This is a genomic window from Candidatus Saccharibacteria bacterium (assembly GCA_016789455.1).
In the GTDB taxonomy this organism is placed as follows: Bacteria; Patescibacteriota; Saccharimonadia; order Saccharimonadales; family Saccharimonadaceae; genus CAIJKY01.
Map to the genome: position 1 here is coordinate 94,684 of JAEUQU010000002.1, position 17,882 is coordinate 112,565.

Consider the following 17,882-nt stretch of genomic DNA (forward strand, 5'->3'; position numbering starts at 1 on the left):
CAGAACAATGCATCTTTCGCGCGGCCAGGCGCCGTTCGGACCGCTGCTCGAGCACGCACATCTGCGCTCATACGCCAAAGGCCAGACGGTGCTATATCCGGGAGATTATATCAATTATGTCTTCGTGCTGGACGATGGTGCCGTCAAGGCGCATGAGTACGACGAGCAGGGCAATCAGAAAGTCCTCACCATCCTCAGCAAGCCGCAGACCGTCTTTCCACTGGTTAATTTCGATCATAACAAGCCGCTGGTGGCCTGGTTCTATACCGCCCTGACGGATATCAGGGCATACGCCGTCCCGTACGCTGATTTTCAGGCCTATCTGAACCGGCCGGAAGGGGCGGCGCTGTGCCGGTTCATCCTGCGGCAGTCCGTCGGCGAGCTGCAGCAGCTGATGGCCCGACTCGATAGCCTGGGCAAAAGCAGCAGCACGCGCAAGCTGGTGGCCGCCCTGCAGTATCTGGCGCGGCGGCATGCCCGGCGTAGCGCTTCCGCTTTGACGAGCTGGCGGCGCATCAAATTTCCGGTCAGTCATCAGCTATTGGCGGATATTACCGGCCTGACGCGTGAAAGCGTCACCATCGCCATGCATCAGCTGCGTGACACCAAGATGGTGCGCTGTCCGCACCCTGCGCTGCTGGAGGTCAACCGCAGGCTGCTCGACAAGCATCAGTAGCCAGGGCTGACCCGCGCGGTTTACAGCCAGGCTTACTCTGGTACAATGTAGCCCATGAAACTACTCGACGGCAAAGAGTTGGCCGGCTATATCCAAGAGCGCCAGGCCCGGCAGGTGCGTGCCTTGCGCCAGGCAGCGCGTATCTTTCCGCGCCTCGCCATCGTGCAGACGCTTGACGACCCGGTCATCAACAGCTACATCCGCCTGAAGCGGCGCTATGCCGAAGAGACCCTGGTAGAGCTGGAGCATCACCTGGTGCCGCAGTCCGAGGCCGAAGCCGTCATCCGCCGCCTGAACGATGATGATGCGGTCCATGGCATCATCATCCAGCTGCCGTTGACTGATCCGGCTGACACAGAGCGTTTCATCAACCTGGTGGCGCCGCACAAGGATATTGACGGTCTGGGTGCTGCGACCGAGTTCACGCCCGCCACGGCCATGGCTATCAACTGGCTGTTGGCCGGATACAATATCGCACTGGAACGTAAGCAGCTGCTGATCGTCGGCCGCGGCAAACTGGTGGGCGGGCCGCTTGAGCGGCTCTGGCAGCAGTCCGGGTTGTCGCCGGTCGTCGTCGATGACCAGACGCCGGAAGCGGATTTTCTCCAACAGGTACGTGGCGCCGAGGTCATCGTGACCGCTACCGGTACGGCCGGGCTTATCACCAGCCAGATGCTTTCACCCGGCACCGTGGTGGTAGATGCCGGCGTGGCCAGCGAGGCCGGCAGGCTGGTAGGTGATGTCGCCTCTGATGTGCGCCTGCGTGACGACCTGATTATCACGCCGGAAAAAGGTGGCGTCGGGCCATTGACGGTCTGCGCACTGTTCGATAACGTCATCCAGGCCGCCCGGCGCGTCGCGGACGCCGCCGGGCAATAAAAGCCGTCATGCAATAAAAAGACCGGCGGACGCCGGCCTGTCAGACGTTGCGATACTTACTTCTTATATTTTGCCAAGACTTCTTTGGCCCGCTCCACCACCTTGCTCGGTGTCAGCTCTGCCTTGACGATATAGCTCTCAACCCGCAGCTCGTGCAGCGAATCCGGCGCCTCTTCCTCGCCCGTGTTGGTCAGGATGAGCACCGGCACATCCCGGCCCCACTCCTGCGCGCGGATGATGCCCAGCGCCTCAGCCCCACCCATCTCCGGCATCTGCAGATCCATCAGTATCAGATCCGGACTGATTTCTTCGACCATCTGGACGCCCAGGCGGCCGTCGCTGGCAACCTCGACATCAAAGCCTTCCAGCTCAAACTTCATGCGGTACATTTCGGCAATTACGGAATCGTCTTCGATGATGGCTATTTTTTGCATGGTTTTATTGTAGCATGTACTTGAAAAGCGGGAGAACGTCTGCATACTTGACAATACAGCTTATGTAGTGTATAGTTTTAGGGTACGAAAGGTACACATTATCATACACGCCTATGAGCGCACTACAAGAACGCGTCGAACACCGTAAGGATGTTCTGACGCGGCCTCCCCTGCAGCCTGTTACTACCGAGAATTCCCCAGAGATTGTTTTAGAGTGTGGCCGACTGGTGGCCGAGCGCTACCTGCGCAAAGGCTTCATAGGGCCCGATGACATTGATGACGACGGCCGCATCAGTCGTGATGCCGATCCTGACCGCGATAACTCACATTATTTTTTTCACGTTGATGAGGCGACCGGCGAGATTGTCGCGACAACCAGACAGATTTACATACCCGAAGGGGCAGAGCCCGCCGAGTGGCAATTTCCGCTCGAGCGGGATTTTGATCTTATGCCCGATGCCCAAAGTTTGATTGAAGCAATCAAAGTTGCGGAGCCTCGGGCAGTCGTTGAAATTTCAGGCCTAGCCAAAAAGAACGGCCAGAACTTCGCAGCAGTGCTGAGCCTGTATCGGGAATCATGGCAGTTCTCGCGCTATGCCGGACACAAAGTCTGCGTCATGCGCTCGGAGCGTGGCCTGACCGAAAACCTGCAAGCCATGTTCGGTGAAGGTATCATCAGGGCTGGAGAGCGTAAGCGCTATGAGGGCGGCGTCTCCGACCCCATGCTGCTGTTCCCGGACCGTTGTGCCGGCGCGATGGCCGACAATTATCGCCGGCTTGTTGAGGAGAAGGGCGAAGAGGCGGCCGAGGGCTACCTCGATCTTGTCAGGTTCTTCTTGGAGGATATGGACACATCGTTTTTGAGTGATGAGGAAGTGGCGGAGCTGACGGATATCGGCGCGCTTCGCTGACACCTATTGCATGATTTAGCTTTTAGTTTTATAAAATAGACAGACCACGATCAATCATCGAAGGGTGGGCTGTTCTGATGGATACTGCGAGTGATATGGGGTCCGGAACGTGGCAGACGAGCGGCTGGTGGCGTCTCGTCAAGGCGACATTCGGCACGTCGGTCATCATCGTCACGCTGGTGCGCGCCGCGGCTGTGTTCTGGCTCGACGGCGTCAACCCGTGGCTGTTCCTGGCTATCGACGTCGTAACGGCTGTGCCGTATGCCGTGGCGGTGCCGCGGACGTTCGAGGAGATTTTCCGAAGACCGCGCCGTCCGTTCCGGCTGACGGGCTGGTTTCTGACCGCGCTCCTGTCATTCGCTGCGCCGTACCTGTACGTGCTACTGGCGGCAGGGCGCTCGATGCCGTCCTGGGTGCTTACGGTCATCCTTGGCTGGGTGACGGTGGTGCTGACCGGCATCATCTGGAGCAACATCAGGAGCAGACGGGCCGGGTGACCGGCATGACCGTGGTATCGGCCATCCTGCCATGCAGCAGGGTGGCCGATTTCCATCTTCTGATTGTCCTGAGGGACGGGGCGTATTATGCTTAAGGCAGGCACAATCGTCGTATGCTTTTCTTCCTTCAAGTCATTTCCATCATCTTCCTGATCGCATTGGGTCTGGCGGTGCTGCTTAGGAATCCGACGGCGCCGTCACGGCGGGCACTGCTGGCATTCCTGGTTTCTATCAGTCTGTGGATCATGGCAGGCATACTCGGGGAGATGGATGCGCTCGGGATGTCGTTATTATGGAGCCGGCTGGCATTTGTCTTTCCTGTGGCGGCAGTGTACAGCTGCTATGTGTTGGTGGTGAAAATGATACACGGCACACTGTATGCACGGGAGCATCGCTTTTATCTCAGAACACTGGCGCTTATCTGTTTGGGGGTTATGCTGTACGCGCTTATCGGCAACGGGGTTGTAGCTGACATTCAGCTGCGACAGGGGCTGGCTGGAAACATCGGTTACGACGTCGTGCGCGGACCGGGCTACATAGCCTATATGGCTATACTGGTAGCCGTCGGCATCTTATCGCTGTCGGTGATGGTGAATACTGCCCGGCATATCAAGGGCCAGATTGGTCAGCAGTTGCTGATTATGTTCTATGGGCTGTTGTTGACCTTGGCGGTCGGGCTGGTGGTCGGCTCGGTATTACCCAGCCTGATCGGCAACTCCGAGCCGGCGGGCTATGCTTTTTTGGCGGGCTATATTTCGGTAGCAGCGTTCACGTATGTCATCTTAAAGCATAAATTATTCGATCTTAGGCTGGTAGTAGCACGTTCGGTCGCCTATGTATTTGTTCTGTTGACGTTCGCCGTGCTCTACGGCTTGGCGACTTTCGGTATCATCCAGTATTTCTTTAAAGACGAACGGGTTTCGCTGTTGCAGAATGCTGTCTATATCGGTCTGGCAATAGCACTGGCGGTGACGTACGGCCCGCTTAAGCGGTTCTTCGACAAGGTGACCGACAAGCTGTTTTTCCGTCACGATTACAATATGCCTGATATTATCAGCCGGCTCGGTGACGTTGCGATCAATGAGACGGCCATTGATACGCTGGCGTTACGGGCGCGCGTCATTCTGATGGAGGCCATCAGGCCTGAGCGGATGAGCTTTTTAATCATGAGGCCAGGCGAAAGTACGCCTCGTCTGTTGGCAGCGGAAGGGGGAATGCAGCTGCCATTCATGCCCAAACTGGTCAGTCAGCTTGAGCGGCACACTAAATCAGGAGCGCAACGCAGCTCCATGGCACTGAGCCGTGAGGAACTGCCGGCAACGAGCGAGTTGCGCCGGCTCATGAGCAAACTTGATATAGATGTAGTAGTGGCGCTGAAGGCAACGAACGATCTGAAGGGCTATATTCTTTCCGGCCTCAAGCAGAACGGCTCAATCTACACCCAGAAAGATATGCAGTTACTTTCGACCGCTGCCGATGAATTGGCCCTCGGCTTCCAAAACGCCATGCGCTTCGAGGAAATCAGACAGTTCAACGTGACGCTGCAGCAAAAAGTCGACGAGGCCACCGCCCGCCTCCGCCGCTCCAACGCCAAGCTGCGGCAGCTGGATGAGGCCAAGGATGAGTTCGTCAGTATGGCGTCACATCAGCTACGGACGCCGTTGACCAGTGTCAAGGGATATCTGAGCCTGGTGCTGGAGGGGGATGCCGGCCCGATCAACGAGACGCAGCACAAGATGCTGACCGAGGCTTTCAACAGCTCGCAGCGCATGGTGTACCTGATTGCCGACTTCCTGAACGTCTCGCGCCTCAAGACCGGCAAGTTCATGCTGGAATATGGTGAAGTCGATATGGCGGCCGTGGTCGCCCAGGAGATACAGCAGCTGCGCACCGTGGCCCAGGGCCGTGGGCTGAAGCTGCAGTACGAGCCGCCAGCGCACATCCCGCGGTTGCGGCTGGATGAGACGAAGATGCGGCAGGTCATCATGAACCTGACGGACAACGCCATTTATTACTCGCGGCCGGGTACCACGGTGACGGTGGAACTGTATGTGCGGTCCGGGCAGCTGGTGTTCAAAGTCAAGGACAAGGGTATCGGCGTGCCTGTCGCCGAGCAGCATGACCTGTTCGAAAAGTTCTTTAGGGCCAGCAATGCCCGCAAGACGCGGCCAGACGGTACGGGTATCGGCCTGTATATGATCAAGAAAGTGGTGACGGCGCATGGCGGCAGTATCATCTTCTCGTCAGTCGAGGGTAAGGGCAGCACGTTTGGCTTCAGCCTGCCGCTGCCAGTCAAGCCTGATACGTCTACAAAATAGAGATAATGGCATCAATCAGTAGCCAGACGGCTACGGCGCCACCGACGCCATAGAGAAGAATGCGTCGCAGCATGGTGCGCCGCTCATGGATCCACTGGCCGGCGCGGCCGCGGTCGACGGCGGTATATCGGTGGACGGTAGGTTTGGCCGAGGCTTTGGCGTCGGCGCCGGTGTAGGCTTTGGTGCGCTTCTTCTTTTGGCTCATAAACTTATTATAACACATATTGAGGTGTAACTTGCTGAGAGTAGTATAGTATGAACATGCAACCGACCATTACCCGGCATGAAGGCCGTTTCCGTTATGACACCAAAGATATGCCCTTCCAGTTCTGGTCGTGTACTACCGATATGGTAAGGGCTATCGATACGGTCATCTTTCTTGGCTCAGCTCAGCGAGGAAAAGTTGTCCGATGGGTTGCTGAAAGCGCGCCCGCAGGCACAGTTGTCGTCGAGGGTCTGCCGCATAGGGAAGCGGATCGCAGTGCTCGTAACTTGGAGGATTTTGCGTCCAGTTTCACCCGGACTGCACTACAAGCAGTGCGCCGTACGTACAAGTCTAAAGAACTGAACATCGTGGCTGAGTCGCAGGCCGTACCTGGCGTGGTGTTCGCGGCATTGGAGAGTCCGGAGCTGATCGGTAATGTCATATTGGCAATGCCGCTGGGGTTCACGGCCGATGCCTTGGGAGATACGCCCAGGCGGCGGCTCCGTACGTTAAAGTGGCGCGCCTTCCTCTCGGCGCTCCAGGCCCTGCAGACTCCTGCACTGGACCGACGGACACTCCATCTGACATTCCTTGCCGCACATGCATTGCTCATCGACTCGCACTGGAGGCTGTCGGGCCAGAAGTATGCATACGGTGTCTCCAGGGACTTGAGGCCGGAGTGCCGTCAGCTTGCCGGGGCAATCGGTCGTCGAGGCAAGAAACTTACATTGTTGCTTGGTGAAAGGGACAAGATCTTCCCAGAGTCAGAGGTTCGCCGGTCTCTAGAAGAAGCGGCAATCAATACCATAGCCGTAGAGATGGTGGACGCGCCACATGTGTCCCTGGCCATACGGGGCGGAGAACGTGTACTGAAACGTGCGGTTGCTATCGCACGGGCCTAAGGTTGGGAATTAAAAAACCGCTTCGTGAGTGAAGCGGTTTTTTAATTGCGATTCAGCGCTTACTTGCGCAGAGCGCTCACCAGCTGCTGGCGGCTGCGGCGGTACGCGTGCAGGCCGTAGCCGATGACACCAGTGCCGAACAGGCCGCTCATGGCCATTTCGGCAGGGCCGGTGCTTGGCAGGGTGGTGACAGGTGTCGCCTTGGTCGGCTCGTTGACCTTGATGGTCACGGCGCAGGCGTTGCTGGTGACGTTGGTAACGGTGCGGCCTTCGGCGGCAACCGTTACGTTGACGCGGGCGGTGTAGGTACCCGGCTGGGTGTAGGTGTGCGGCTGGCGCTCGCTGCCGACACCGGCGATCATGCTCTTGCCGTCGCCGAAGTCAAAGCGATACTCCTTGATGGTGGCGCCATTGCTGGCCAGGCCGCGGGCTTCCAGGACGACGCTGTCGCGGGAAGGCGTCTCGACGATGCGCAGGTAGTCACAGCTGTAGGCCGGGGCCGGTGCGGGGGTAGGGGTCGGGACGGGGGTAGGAACCGGAGTTGGAGTCGGTGTTGGTGTAGGTGTAGGAACAGGGGTCGGTGTCGGGGTGGGGGTAGGAGTTGGAGTCGGGGTTGGGGTCGGCTGCTCACACTTCTTCTCAACGGTGACCGTAGCGCTGCTGTCCTTCTGGCCATCGCCGGTCTCGACGCTGGCTTTGTTGGTCAGGGTATTGGTGCCGCAGGTCAGGCTGCTGGCAGCCGGTACCTTGGCGCTGATGATCATCCAGGCGTTGCTGCCCGGCTGGTAGTCGCCGACGTTCAGGCCGCTGGTGGTGACGCCGTCGTTGGTCTTGACGCCACCCGGGTTGGTGGCGTTGCCCAGGACGCTGCTGCCGGCAACGTAGGTCATGCCGCTCGGCAGGTCGTCAGTCAGGGTGACGTCATCCTGCAGGGTGTTACCGGTGTTCTTGTACTCCAGCAGGTAATCGACGGTTTCGCCGGGCTGGGCGGTGTAGTTCTTGGTCCACTGGTCGGCACCTTGCTTGCTGACGCGCTTTTCGAAGGTGAAGCTAGGAGCGGCATTGTCCTTTACCTTGATTTTGAAGCTGACGGCACCGGCATACTCGATACAGCCGCGCCAGTTGCCGCTCAGGTCGGCGTCGCCGACACGGGCACCGGTGGTGATGACGCTGTCGGCCAGCTTGGTCTGCTGGGCGTGGGTGTGCAGCATGGCAGAGCCGTTGACGAACTCGAGTTCGACGTTGCCGGTGCTGGTCAGGGCTGCGGTGTCAAAGACTTCCTGGGGCTTGGCATTGCTGGCAGTGATGAAACCGTCAACTGTGTCCTGGCCGTTGACGCTGGAAGGCAGCTGGGCGCGGACGGTGACGTCCTTTGCAACACCAGCGCCGCTGGCGTTCAGGTTGGCAGCCGCGTCGTTGTGGATGTACATCTGTACCTGATATTCGTGGCCAGGCACCAGGTTGGCGCTGTTGGTCAGGCCGCCGCCGGCGGTCAGATCCTTGATGGTCACAAATTCACGCTCATCACCGTAGTTGGGGTTGTCGGTGATGGAGTTGAACGTGACGTGCGGGGCGGGGTTCGCCATGGTGTAAGTGGTCCGTTCCGGACCCCAGGCCATCAGGGCTGACGGGACGGCGACGGCCAGCAGGACGGCCAGAACCGGGATGAACCGTTTCGGGACGTACTGCAGCATATTGCGTACATTGGTAATCATATACTGTTCCTCTCCTTTACTCTCTTGGAAAAATCTTAAATGACTGTATCGTGTAACTATATAATTTTTGTGACGTTCTGGCAATGTGATTTCTTATAGCCACCATGCCATCTGGTGCACTGACAATAAACCGGTTTGTGCAAAGAAATATGAACCTGGAGATTGAGAGGAGCCTCAACCTCGGTTCCAGCCTCTCGGCTGGCTCGACGTGGATGGACTCCTCTCGTCATGTGTCATCTATTGTGGATGGGCCGCCCCGCCCGGCGCCGCGTCGTGCGGGCCGGGCGGGGCGTACTGCCTCAGCAGCTGCTGCCCGGAGCGGGCACACAGCCGCTGACGCTGCCGTTCTGGGCGCCGACCGCCTCGGGGGCGCCGGCACCAGACCGACCGGCATCGCTGCCGGATGTACCGGCACTGGTGTTGGAACGCACCACGGCGGACGTAGTCGTCGTCGTGGTGGTCGTGACCGGGTTGGGCACCAGGGCGTTGGCCTTGGCACCCGGCCGTGTCTCGGCCGTGGTGACGACCGTGTTGCCGTTGCCGGCCGGACGCTCGACCCCCGGAGGGTTCGTGACGCCCGTGTTCTTGGACTCCAGCGACGTGGTGGTCGTGGTCGTACTGGTGGTGGTGCTGGACGACGGGCGCTCCACGCCCGACGGGTTGGTGGCGGTCGTGGACTTGCCCGTGCTGGGGGTGGTCGTCGGTGCCGGAGTGGTGACCGGAGTCGTCTCCTTGACCGGCGGCACACCGTACCACCACAGGTTCCAGCAGTCGACGAAGACGCCGGACCTGCTGCTGCGGCGGTCCTTGCAGGTGACCTTCCACTCGCCGTCCACCTTGATGAGGGGGGACAGCGAGACGCGCAGCTGGGCCTCAGTGTCGAGGAAGACCTTGGCGGTTCCCTCCTTGAGGCCCATGGTGTTGTTGAAGTCGCCCTTGTCCGAGCACACCGGGAGGTCATCGACGTCGTCGCCGATGACGCCACGGAGCTTGTCGCGGATCTCGTCGAAGCTGGCGTCCTCCAGGGTGTTGAACGCCTGAATCGTGCGGGCGTCGACGTTGCCCAGTTTGGCCCATTCCAGGACGTCGTCCCAGGTGAAGCCCGTATCCTTGGCGTTGGCGTTGATCACTTCACGGATGTAGTGATCACGCTGCGCACGAGGCAGGGCGTTGACCTTCCGGACCTGCTCGGCCCAGGTGGTCGCCCATTCACTGGGGTCTGTCTTGGCGGTCGAGACGACGGGCTCCACGTGCTTGGTGGAGTCGCCGATGATCCGCAGCGAGGCCAGTTGGACGTTGTCGCTGGGTGCCGGCGGCTCGTCCGGAGACGAACCGCTGTAGCTGGCGGGGTCGCCGGGGCCCATGGCGCTGCTGATGATGAGGCCGAAGATCGCGAAGATCGCGACGACGACCACACCGATGGTGGCTCCCAGTGCCGGGAACCCCCGCGTACGCGATGAGGGGCTCGTGTAGTCCCCGATGGGACGAGGTCCAGCCATGTTCCTTTTCTCCTTTCCCCGAAGGGATCAGTTCGCACCGGACGATCCGGCGCGGCTGCCCTCCGGGAGAGGGGCAGCGCGCCAAGCGTGAAAACAGGTGGTTTTCACAGCTGGCGGGCTGCTCCTCGGGAGATAGAACGGAGATTGCTTGATAGTGACACATGACACTGCACATCAGTGCAGCCAGGCACCCGCATCCCGCGTTCACGCTATGTTTTGCGGCAGGCGTGAAGGCAGGAGGGACGGGCGCATGGCCACACTGAAGGTGCAGGCCTATGCTTCCTTGCATAAACCGGTTTATTAACGTGCCTCACCATGCGTTTTGGCGGCTTTAATCACAAGGTATTAGGATACACGTTGTTGAGAATCGCCGCAAAACGATGATACTTTAATAATAGCACAAACTTGAAAAAAAGTCAATAGTCTTAAGCATAATGACAGGGTAGGCGGGCTATTTACGCAGTTTTGACAGCGCCGCAGCCTGCCCGGACTGCGCCGAGTACCCGGTCGACTTCCTGAGGGGTCAACTCAGGGTAGATTGGCAGACACAGCAGCCGGTGGACGGTATCCTCTGCCACTGTGAGGTCTGTCAGGCGGTGAGGCAGGCCCGAGCGGGTGTAGGCCGGCTGGGAACAGACCAGTTCGGGATAGATGCGCTCGGGCTGGATGTTCGCCTCGTACATCACCTGCTCTATGGCCTGGCGATGCTCTGGCGACTTGGTGAGGACGGTGTACTTATAATACACATGGTTCTCGGGGTGCGCCGGACGGGGAAGCTGAAGCGGCAGGTCCGCGAAGCTTTCGGTGTAGCGGGCGGCGATGGCGCGGCGCTGCTCCAGCCATTCATCAAGCCGGTCCATCTCCAGCTGGATGACACGGGCGGTAAATTCGCCCATGCGGCCACGCAGGCCCCAGGAGATATGCGTGTAGCGGTCGCCCGGCAGCCGGCCGATGTCACGGAGCTGTTGCAGGACGAAGCGGCTTTCGGGCTGGCGGGCCAGCACGAAACCGGCGTCTTCCAGCCCGCCGGCAATCTTGCCGACCCAGAACGAGAAGCTGCCAAAATCACCCATGGCTCCTGCGAACCGGTCTCCCAACCTGGCGCCGTGCGCCTGGGCGCAGTCTTCTATTACTTTCAGGTTGTGCGCCTTGGCAATCTGCAGCAGGCTGTCCATATCGGCTACCTGGCCGTAGAGGTGGACGGGCATGATAGCAGCAGTCTTGTCGGTGATGGCTTTTTCGACGGCCGCCGGGCTGAGCGTCAGCGTGACGGGATCGATATCGGCGAATACCGGCGTCGCACCGACCGCATTGACGGCGAAGGAGGTGGAAGGGAAGGTCAGGGCAGGCACGATGACCTCGGCGCCGGCACCCACTTTGGCGGCCGCCAGGGCCAGCTGCAGCGCGGTGGTGCCCGAGCTGGTGGCGACGGCAAGCGGCGACGACCAGCGTTCGCTTATGTGCTGCTCGAGGGCTTCTACCTGGTCGCCAAGCAAATACTGGCCGGAATGGATGGTGTCGCGCAGGGCCCCGATGATCTCTTCCTCGATATTCATCAGGCGACGCTGGGCGGCCTCGGCAGGGATTGGGGTGATGATAGAGCGGGTCATGAGGTGCCCTGGCTTTCGCGGGTCAATACGAGAATTGTAAACATAAGCATAGTATAGCAGATAATGGATTTGATTATGGGGAGTTTTCTGATATAATCGGCGCTGTTGCTGCGTGGCTTTGTGCCGGGTGGCAGCCAAAGGGTACTGCAAATCAATGATTTGTAGCCAATCGCTCGGAAAAAGCTTAGACGTGCAAGCACGTCACGCATTCTCCTCGCTCATGGCCCCATATTTACAATATGGAACCAATCGCTCGGAATATACTTAGACATGCAAGCATGTCACGTACATTCCTCGCTCATGGCCCCATCGTCTATCGGTTAGGACACCGGGTTTTCATCCCGGCAAGAGGAGTTCGACTCTCCTTGGGGTCACCATAAGAGACTTTTCTTCGGAAAGGTCTTTTTTGTTGTCTTCGTCTCGGCGTTCCATATCTGTTGTTTGTTTCAAAATTGGACTGAGTTTGACGGTTCCAAATGTTTTATCTGGGTTTACGACAATTCCGGCTTCGCAAATGGCATTTTGGAACCGCTGTTGGTCACTGAGCTCCGCATGACGCCATGCGCCTGACAAATTGACTAAAAAGTTAACAGCCTGATCGATTACTTGTTCATTCCTTGATTCCGTATCCTTCAAATCATTTCGTGCCAACTCTAGCTCTACCCGCTGAATAGCCAGACGACCTTCTTGTTCCTGATATGTTTCATTGGTGATAAGATCCTTTAAAAATTTGTCCATAAGCCGATTTTTCATATCCTCTGCGTCCTTCAGCTTTTGGTCAATTCTCCTACGTTCTTCTTGAGTATTGAGATAATCTTCATTCCAACGGCGCAGAACTACTTGTTTGAAAACGTCCGGCACCCATCCGGCCGGCTCAACTTTCTTCAGTAGCTCTTCAAATTGCTGATGTGCTTTGACTTAGTAGTAGAAATTTTTCCACTGGCTGTCGCCGCTTTATTAACATCCGGAAAGTCTACTGTCATTGAGCTGACCCGTACTGCCTGGCCATGTATCGGGTCGTTTTCAGGCAAAATTTGAAAATGTTCATCACAGACAAAAGCGCAAAAACCATCTTCTGCTTCGGCTTCAATCGTCCATGGCCGGTTACAAGCTGGAAAACGGCAAAGGTTATAGTCCATGGCCTCATTTTAATTTTGAGAATTACTTTTTTTCAAGACTAAGAAGGTGGGCTTAAATATAAATGCTTGTTTGTGTTGGATGCCACTGCCAGTAGTTTCTCAATGCCTGATTTCAGCCACTGTAACTGGTGGGCCAATATCACATAGCCTGTCCCGTAGGCACATAGGAATAAGCGTAAAAGGCTGTTATTGAGGCGTTATTCCATGCTCTGACAGGACACCTTGTTAAAGGCTAATGAGGTAGCTATGATGAAGTAATGTATAGAACCAGCGAATTAAGATTCACAAAAGTTACTGAAACGGTTCCCGATTTGACCCCCGCAAGGATTGCGAAACTTTCTACTGAGAAACGTGTCGACATTGACTCCAGGATAGAGATACTGCAAGCCATGGCTGGTTATAAATGGGTTGGTGAAGCAGCGCATGTTATTAGTTCTAGCAAGCCCAACGCTGCAACCCAGGAACAAGAACTTGCCTGTCAACTTTTGAATAATATGGGACTAGCGTATCAATTTGACTGGATAGAGCGACCAGGACGATATTTTTCCTGGATACAATTTGCAATCAACGCTTCTATGCTCGATATGTTCATGGACAAAGAAAATCCTTTTACTGTTGTTGAACAGGGCGCTGTCTATGGCTACCCTGTATCCTCAACACTTGCGTATGCGGGCGTAATTCCAGCGCGGCGTGAAGATAAGAAGAGCGTTGCAAATGCATTCTTAAGCGGTGTCAACTCAGAGGCATACTATGAACGTGAAGTTGAGTATGCTGAAAAGATTTGGGGTTATCTGCGGCAACTTGCCCCAGAGCTTATAAAAGAAGCGGAAGAAGACTATAAGAAGTAGAAGGCCCACCTCCCGCGCATGTTCGCACGGGAGGTGGGAGTGTCGATCGCTACTGGAGGCAGCGACGGCCGTGGCAGTGATCGTATCTAGCGCACCGATCACAGCCACATGAGCAGAATAAGCTCGGCATCCTTTGCAGGAGTGTCATTCTCATCACCTCCTCGGCTTTGACACAATAATTATTTTAACATAAAATATATTAAAATACAAATATATGTTTTATAATAGAATATATGTAAGCCTGGCAAGTAATCAGTTGAGGTTCGATGCAATGTGGTTAGTAGCTGCCTATATAACAGGGGATGATAAGGATTTGTCGTTAAACAGTTTGCCCCAGCGCAACAGCTCGGATTTGAGCTGGTTCCAATTTAGAATACGATAGGTCACCAAGAAAATAGCCTCAGTGTTCGCGCTGGGGCTATTTTCTTGGTTATTCCAACGAGGGTCACCCGACATATAGTTCAGTCGTAAATTATTATAAAAAAAGCTTGAAAAATTTTCAAGCTAATGATAAGCTCCACATATGAATACCCGAGATATCGATGTGCAAGAACTGAAACTACTTTCTGAAAAGAGGCGCATTACTTTCTTGCGCGATCAAAAAGAAGATCAGTGGCTGGACCGGAAGAGTGCAAAGGTATCGGCTCTAAAAATTGCTAATGCCATGGTGGGCTTTGCAAATGCAGAAGGCGGAATTATCGTAATTGGGATACATGATGGCAAGATCGAGGGGATTAAAAGCGCTGGCAAGGGCAACGATTGGCGACAAGCATCCCTGGATTTTACAATACCTCCCGTGCGACATAAGTTTGAATATATAGAATGTATCAATGAGGCTGGTGAAAAGGATGAAATCGCAATCATTGAAGTAGAGGCAGGCGAGAGGGTGCACACTAATCAGCGTGGCGAAACCTTTTTGCGTGTGGGGGATGAAAATCGCAAGCTGAACCCGCGGGAAGCCCTTGAGCTTATGTATGACAAAGGCGAATCGACCTACGATGGTACGCCAATTAAAGACGCCGCCCTAGATGATTTGGACGGCGAACTGATAAAACTTTACATCAAAAATGTGGGAGCCGATGAAAAACATGCAACCACTGTCTTAAAAGCACGCGGACTTGCCAAGGAAGTTGGAGGTGAGGTAAAACCTACAATCGCTGGCATGCTTACATTGGGCAAAAACCCTCATATGTTTTTGCCACAGGCGACCCTAAGAGTGCTTGTCTATAAGGGTTCTTCAAGAGAGACCGGTTCGCGTGCCAATGTCATTTACGATCGTAGAATAGAGGGGCCGCTTAGCTATCAGATTGAACAGGCAAGAAGCGAACTGCAAAAAATTTTACCTCGTGCAATTCGGCTTGGATCTGAAAGTCGGTTTGGAGAATCTACGCTAGTGCCCGAGTATGTATGGATAGAAGCTATTGTGAATGCTGCCATACATAGATCCTATAGTATAGGCGGCGACCATACGCGTATTGAAATTTTTGATGACCGCATAGAAGTTAAAAGTCCGGGTCGGCTGCCAGGTCTGGTGCGCCTAGAAAATATACGCTCGACACGCTTTGCTCGCAATCCCCGTGTTGCACGAGCACTCAGTGATATTCGGTATGGCCGAGAACTTGGAGAGGGCGTCAACCGTATGTTCGAGGAAATGGGTATTGCCGGCCTGCCAGATCCAATCTATACACAAGGATCGGCATTTGTGCAGGTCGTGCTTCTTGAAGACCCATTGGCTGGTAGAATATTGCGACATCTGCCTCCTGGATCGGAACGATTTGTGGAATTTATAAGCCGAGAGGGCCGAATTACGACAAACGAGGCTGCTTCGCTGTTGGGTGTCACGCGTCCTACGGCTCGAAAACATCTGCATGGTCTTGCTGAAAAAAAACTAATCGAACATATTGGCACTTCTGTTATGGATCCCCGTGGGTACTGGAAAATCAAAACTGGTAACTAAAAGATAGCATGTAGATAACTTGAAAAATTTTCGAGTAACATACAAGCTGGCAACTCATTGAGATAGCCCTAAGATGAAAATACGGCCGCCGAAGCGACCGCTTTCCCTTAACCCAAGAAAGACGGGTCGTGACCATATGCAGGTGCCACGAAACCTGTGCCGACGGGTCGGCCCAGCAAGGCTGGTGTATCGGAAATTGCGATACTGCTATCCAAGGGAGTGCGGGTGCAAGACGCCAAAGCGGCGACAACACGTGCGGTGGAGCGATACTGCGCCAACCATGTCCCGGCTTAACCGAGACAGGATAACCGGTGCATTACCGGGTCATGCCTATCGTGCTACCGCTGTACCTGAACCGCTCGGGATCAGATGTACATGCGGTCCGTGCGCAGGGAGACCTTGATGTCGGTCACCTGCAGCCGGTATTCTCCGTAGACGTACTCGACGTCCAGGATGTACCGGTTGTTGTCGAAGGACTGGTAACGCTTGCCGAAGTCCATTCGGAAGCCGTTTTCGGTCCTGTCGAAGAGCGTAATCAGGTGATCGGTGGCGGCGATGTCCTCAAAGATCCGGGTGATACCCGAACCCCTGCGGACAAAGCGGTCGCCGAGCGGACCTCCGTGGAAGATACAACCATCCACGGCACTACCCTTCTCGGAGTTGGTGCTGATGGTGAGCAGGCGAGCCCAGATGTCCTTCTGGAGGACGTACTCCTCGTCGCCCATGTAGTCGTCCCGCTGGTTGGCGGCCAACATCACTGTGGTGCGGTAGCCGAAGCTGTCTGCCTCGTTCGCCCACAGGACGCGCTGGCCATCGAACTCGTTGTCGTAGTAGTCGAAGACAGTGGTGTCCAGGACGGCACGAAGCATGAGCACGATGGTGTAGGCGAGCTGGGGGATGGTGACCCCGTGCTTGCGCTCACTGTCGTAGATGAACTGCTGCAGATCGGCGGGGACCAAGTTGAGGTCGGCCGGGGTGACTGCAAGCTTGCGCATCGGTACTCCTTGGTTCGCCACCGGGCGGATCCCAGTGGAATAGTGCTATAATATCACATTATATATAAAAAGTCAATGATATTTTGTCTTTATGCTTTTACTTGTATAATAGAGACATTATGCAAACAAAAAGTGCAGCGTCTAACATCAAAAAATTAACTTCAAACCGTTCCGGTCTGCGCGCCATCCTGGTGGGCGCTGTGGTGTTTCTCAGTTTGGCCGGTATCATCCTGGCCGTGCAGGCGGCTGGCCCGAGTGCGGCTTCTGAGGCAGAGGACGGTCAGCTGACCCGCCAGGAAATGCTTATCTCGGATGCGACGGCCTCGCAAAGCGAAGCTATCATGTTTGGCGATGCGCCTGTTGACGGCGGTCCTGATCCAGATCCCGATCCCGGCCCTCAGCCCGGCACTCAGACGCTTGGCGTCGGCGGCGTCGCCACACCGGCCGGAGCTATTCTCAGCTCGGCCGATTCGACCGAGGAGCTCAAGATCGAGGAATCCGGCACGGCTGGTAATCCCAAGGTCTACGACGGCCAGGGCCACACCGTCGGAACCATCACCATCCGCGCCGATTATGTCACCGTGCAGAACTTCAACATCCGCGCCACCAGCCAGGACGGCGTCAACTTCGAAGGCACCGGCATCACGGTGCAGAACAACGACATCAAAGGGGTGAGCGCAGCCGGCGACGGCGACATGAACGCTATTGAGTTCTTTGGCAATGACAGCAAGATCCTGTACAACACGGCGATTGACTTTGTGGAGGGCGACCCGGGCGGCAGCCACACCGATGCCATCCAGACCTGGGTATCCGATTCACACCCCACGCCCAGCAAGAACGTCATCATCAAGGGCAACAAGTTCAGCGGACCGGACAACCCGGGCCGCGATAACGCCATTCCCAGCATCCACCAGTGCATCATGGCTGAAGGTCTGGGCCGCGGCGGCAACAGCGGCGGCGACGGCGACCCGAGCAACTGGCTGATTGCTGATAACTATTTTAAGGACAGCTGGAACCAGTGCATCAAGCTTGACGGCATTGACGATGTGACGATTACCCGCAACGAGTTCGCCGGTGACTCCGGGCGAGTCATTGAGGTGACCAGCGCATCCAGCAACGTCAAATTCTACTCGGACAATAAGATTACCGGCGGCTATGGCCAGACGGGCGTCGAGATTGTAGCCGGTGCTGGCCCTGATGCCTTGCAATAAATCATAATAAGTGCAATCATTACCCTACTGCGTCACTCAGCAAGCGCGAGGCAAAAGCCTCTCATACGCGTTTTCCCAAGGTGTGC

The 17,882-nt window shown here is 56.1% G+C and carries 16 protein-coding genes and 1 tRNA gene; 10 read left to right on the forward strand and 7 right to left on the reverse strand.

Features of this window, described 5'->3' with window-relative positions; genetic code table 11:
• The first annotated feature begins 7 nt into the window (after window positions 1–7).
• Together JNJ66_01460 and JNJ66_01465 are read left to right on the forward strand one after the other, a co-directional pair.
• The gene (locus JNJ66_01460; protein ID MBL8159102.1) at window positions 8–676 is read left to right on the forward strand and encodes a Crp/Fnr family transcriptional regulator; all 669 of its coding nucleotides are present in this window, start codon (window positions 8–10) and stop codon (window positions 674–676) included.
• 54 nt (window positions 677–730) lie between these two features.
• Entirely contained in the window at window positions 731–1,555 is an 825-nt protein-coding gene (locus JNJ66_01465) for a bifunctional 5,10-methylenetetrahydrofolate dehydrogenase/5,10-methenyltetrahydrofolate cyclohydrolase (GenBank protein ID MBL8159103.1), read from the forward strand.
• Between the two features lie 56 nt (window positions 1,556–1,611).
• On the opposite strand, the gene JNJ66_01470 is transcribed toward JNJ66_01465, so the two are convergent.
• The gene (locus JNJ66_01470) at window positions 1,612–1,989 is read right to left on the reverse strand and encodes a response regulator (protein MBL8159104.1); all 378 of its coding nucleotides are present in this window, start codon (window positions 1,987–1,989) and stop codon (window positions 1,612–1,614) included.
• Between the two features lie 113 nt (window positions 1,990–2,102).
• On the opposite strand from JNJ66_01470, the gene JNJ66_01475 reads away from it, so the two are divergent.
• The 3 genes from JNJ66_01475 to JNJ66_01485 all read left to right on the forward strand — a co-directional run bounded on the left by JNJ66_01475 (window position 2,103) and on the right by JNJ66_01485 (window position 5,715).
• Entirely contained in the window at window positions 2,103–2,900 is a 798-nt protein-coding gene (locus JNJ66_01475) for a hypothetical protein (GenBank protein MBL8159105.1), read from the forward strand.
• Window positions 2,901–2,995: 95 nt separating this feature from the next.
• Window positions 2,996–3,397, forward strand: coding sequence for a hypothetical protein (locus tag JNJ66_01480; GenBank protein ID MBL8159106.1), 402 nt, complete (start codon window positions 2,996–2,998; stop codon window positions 3,395–3,397).
• A gap of 113 nt (window positions 3,398–3,510) precedes the next feature.
• On the forward strand, window positions 3,511–5,715 hold the full coding sequence (locus JNJ66_01485) for a hypothetical protein (GenBank protein MBL8159107.1): 2,205 nt from the start codon (window positions 3,511–3,513) through the stop codon (window positions 5,713–5,715).
• Here JNJ66_01485 and JNJ66_01490 read toward each other — a convergent pair.
• Window positions 5,705–5,920, reverse strand: a complete 216-nt coding sequence (locus JNJ66_01490) for a hypothetical protein (GenBank protein ID MBL8159108.1) — start codon at window positions 5,918–5,920, stop codon at window positions 5,705–5,707. The two genes, JNJ66_01485 and JNJ66_01490, sit on opposite strands and share 11 nt — an antisense overlap.
• 50 nt (window positions 5,921–5,970) lie before the next feature.
• Between JNJ66_01490 and JNJ66_01495 the strand changes: the two genes are divergently transcribed.
• Complete coding sequence (locus tag JNJ66_01495) at window positions 5,971–6,822, forward strand: hypothetical protein (protein ID MBL8159109.1); 852 nt, start codon at window positions 5,971–5,973, stop codon at window positions 6,820–6,822.
• Between the two features lie 59 nt (window positions 6,823–6,881).
• Here JNJ66_01495 and JNJ66_01500 read toward each other — a convergent pair whose 3' ends face one another.
• The 3 genes from JNJ66_01500 to JNJ66_01510 form a co-directional block, all read right to left on the reverse strand.
• Window positions 6,882–8,537, reverse strand: a complete 1,656-nt coding sequence (locus tag JNJ66_01500) for a DUF11 domain-containing protein (protein ID MBL8159110.1) — start codon at window positions 8,535–8,537, stop codon at window positions 6,882–6,884.
• A 299-nt stretch (window positions 8,538–8,836) separates the two neighbouring features.
• Window positions 8,837–10,036 carry a hypothetical protein gene (locus JNJ66_01505; protein MBL8159111.1) on the reverse strand — a complete coding sequence of 400 codons (1,200 nt, stop codon included), beginning with the start codon at window positions 10,034–10,036 and terminating at the stop codon, window positions 8,837–8,839.
• 455 nt (window positions 10,037–10,491) lie between these two features.
• Entirely contained in the window at window positions 10,492–11,646 is a 1,155-nt protein-coding gene (locus JNJ66_01510) for a DegT/DnrJ/EryC1/StrS family aminotransferase (protein MBL8159112.1), read from the reverse strand.
• Window positions 11,647–11,948: 302 nt separating this feature from the next.
• Here JNJ66_01510 and JNJ66_01515 point away from each other — a divergent pair.
• Window positions 11,949–12,023: transfer RNA gene (locus JNJ66_01515), tRNA-Glu, on the forward strand.
• Window positions 12,024–12,530: 507 nt separating this feature from the next.
• Here the strand turns inward: JNJ66_01515 and JNJ66_01520 are convergent.
• Window positions 12,531–12,785, reverse strand: coding sequence for a hypothetical protein (locus JNJ66_01520; GenBank protein MBL8159113.1), 255 nt, complete (start codon window positions 12,783–12,785; stop codon window positions 12,531–12,533).
• A 257-nt stretch (window positions 12,786–13,042) separates the two neighbouring features.
• Here JNJ66_01520 and JNJ66_01525 point away from each other — a divergent pair, with 257 nt between their 5' ends.
• Window positions 13,043–13,633: a hypothetical protein gene (locus JNJ66_01525; protein ID MBL8159114.1), complete on the forward strand. Its 591-nt coding sequence runs from the start codon at window positions 13,043–13,045 to the stop codon at window positions 13,631–13,633.
• A 523-nt stretch (window positions 13,634–14,156) separates the two neighbouring features.
• Window positions 14,157–15,590, forward strand: a complete 1,434-nt coding sequence (locus JNJ66_01530) for a putative DNA binding domain-containing protein (GenBank protein ID MBL8159115.1) — start codon at window positions 14,157–14,159, stop codon at window positions 15,588–15,590.
• A gap of 365 nt (window positions 15,591–15,955) precedes the next feature.
• On the opposite strand, the gene JNJ66_01535 is transcribed toward JNJ66_01530, so the two are convergent.
• Window positions 15,956–16,585 carry a hypothetical protein gene (locus JNJ66_01535; GenBank protein MBL8159116.1) on the reverse strand — a complete coding sequence of 210 codons (630 nt, stop codon included), beginning with the start codon at window positions 16,583–16,585 and terminating at the stop codon, window positions 15,956–15,958.
• Between the two features lie 119 nt (window positions 16,586–16,704).
• On the opposite strand from JNJ66_01535, the gene JNJ66_01540 reads away from it, so the two are divergent.
• Window positions 16,705–17,796: a hypothetical protein gene (locus JNJ66_01540; protein MBL8159117.1), complete on the forward strand. Its 1,092-nt coding sequence runs from the start codon at window positions 16,705–16,707 to the stop codon at window positions 17,794–17,796.
• Window positions 17,797–17,882 lie beyond the last annotated feature (86 nt).

Bases quoted from the DNA above. Each gene is read 5' to 3' on its own strand.
- JNJ66_01470 (MBL8159104.1), bottom strand. From the start codon at position 1,989: ATGCAAAAAATAGCCATCATCGAAGACGATTCCGTAATTGCCGAAATG.
- JNJ66_01460 (MBL8159102.1), top strand. From the start codon at position 8: ATGCATCTTTCGCGCGGCCAGGCGCCGTTCGGACCGCTGCTCGAGCAC.
- JNJ66_01505 (MBL8159111.1), bottom strand. From the start codon at position 10,036: ATGGCTGGACCTCGTCCCATCGGGGACTACACGAGCCCCTCATCGCGT.
- JNJ66_01540 (MBL8159117.1), top strand. From the start codon at position 16,705: ATGCAAACAAAAAGTGCAGCGTCTAACATCAAAAAATTAACTTCAAAC.
- JNJ66_01535 (MBL8159116.1), bottom strand. From the start codon at position 16,585: ATGCGCAAGCTTGCAGTCACCCCGGCCGACCTCAACTTGGTCCCCGCC.
- JNJ66_01500 (MBL8159110.1), bottom strand. From the start codon at position 8,537: ATGATTACCAATGTACGCAATATGCTGCAGTACGTCCCGAAACGGTTC.
- JNJ66_01485 (MBL8159107.1), top strand. From the start codon at position 3,511: ATGCTTTTCTTCCTTCAAGTCATTTCCATCATCTTCCTGATCGCATTG.
- JNJ66_01480 (MBL8159106.1), top strand. From the start codon at position 2,996: ATGGGGTCCGGAACGTGGCAGACGAGCGGCTGGTGGCGTCTCGTCAAG.
- JNJ66_01465 (MBL8159103.1), top strand. From the start codon at position 731: ATGAAACTACTCGACGGCAAAGAGTTGGCCGGCTATATCCAAGAGCGC.
- JNJ66_01490 (MBL8159108.1), bottom strand. From the start codon at position 5,920: ATGAGCCAAAAGAAGAAGCGCACCAAAGCCTACACCGGCGCCGACGCC.
- JNJ66_01495 (MBL8159109.1), top strand. From the start codon at position 5,971: ATGAACATGCAACCGACCATTACCCGGCATGAAGGCCGTTTCCGTTAT.
- JNJ66_01475 (MBL8159105.1), top strand. From the start codon at position 2,103: ATGAGCGCACTACAAGAACGCGTCGAACACCGTAAGGATGTTCTGACG.
- JNJ66_01530 (MBL8159115.1), top strand. From the start codon at position 14,157: ATGAATACCCGAGATATCGATGTGCAAGAACTGAAACTACTTTCTGAA.
- JNJ66_01525 (MBL8159114.1), top strand. From the start codon at position 13,043: ATGTATAGAACCAGCGAATTAAGATTCACAAAAGTTACTGAAACGGTT.
- JNJ66_01520 (MBL8159113.1), bottom strand. From the start codon at position 12,785: ATGGACTATAACCTTTGCCGTTTTCCAGCTTGTAACCGGCCATGGACG.
- JNJ66_01510 (MBL8159112.1), bottom strand. From the start codon at position 11,646: ATGACCCGCTCTATCATCACCCCAATCCCTGCCGAGGCCGCCCAGCGT.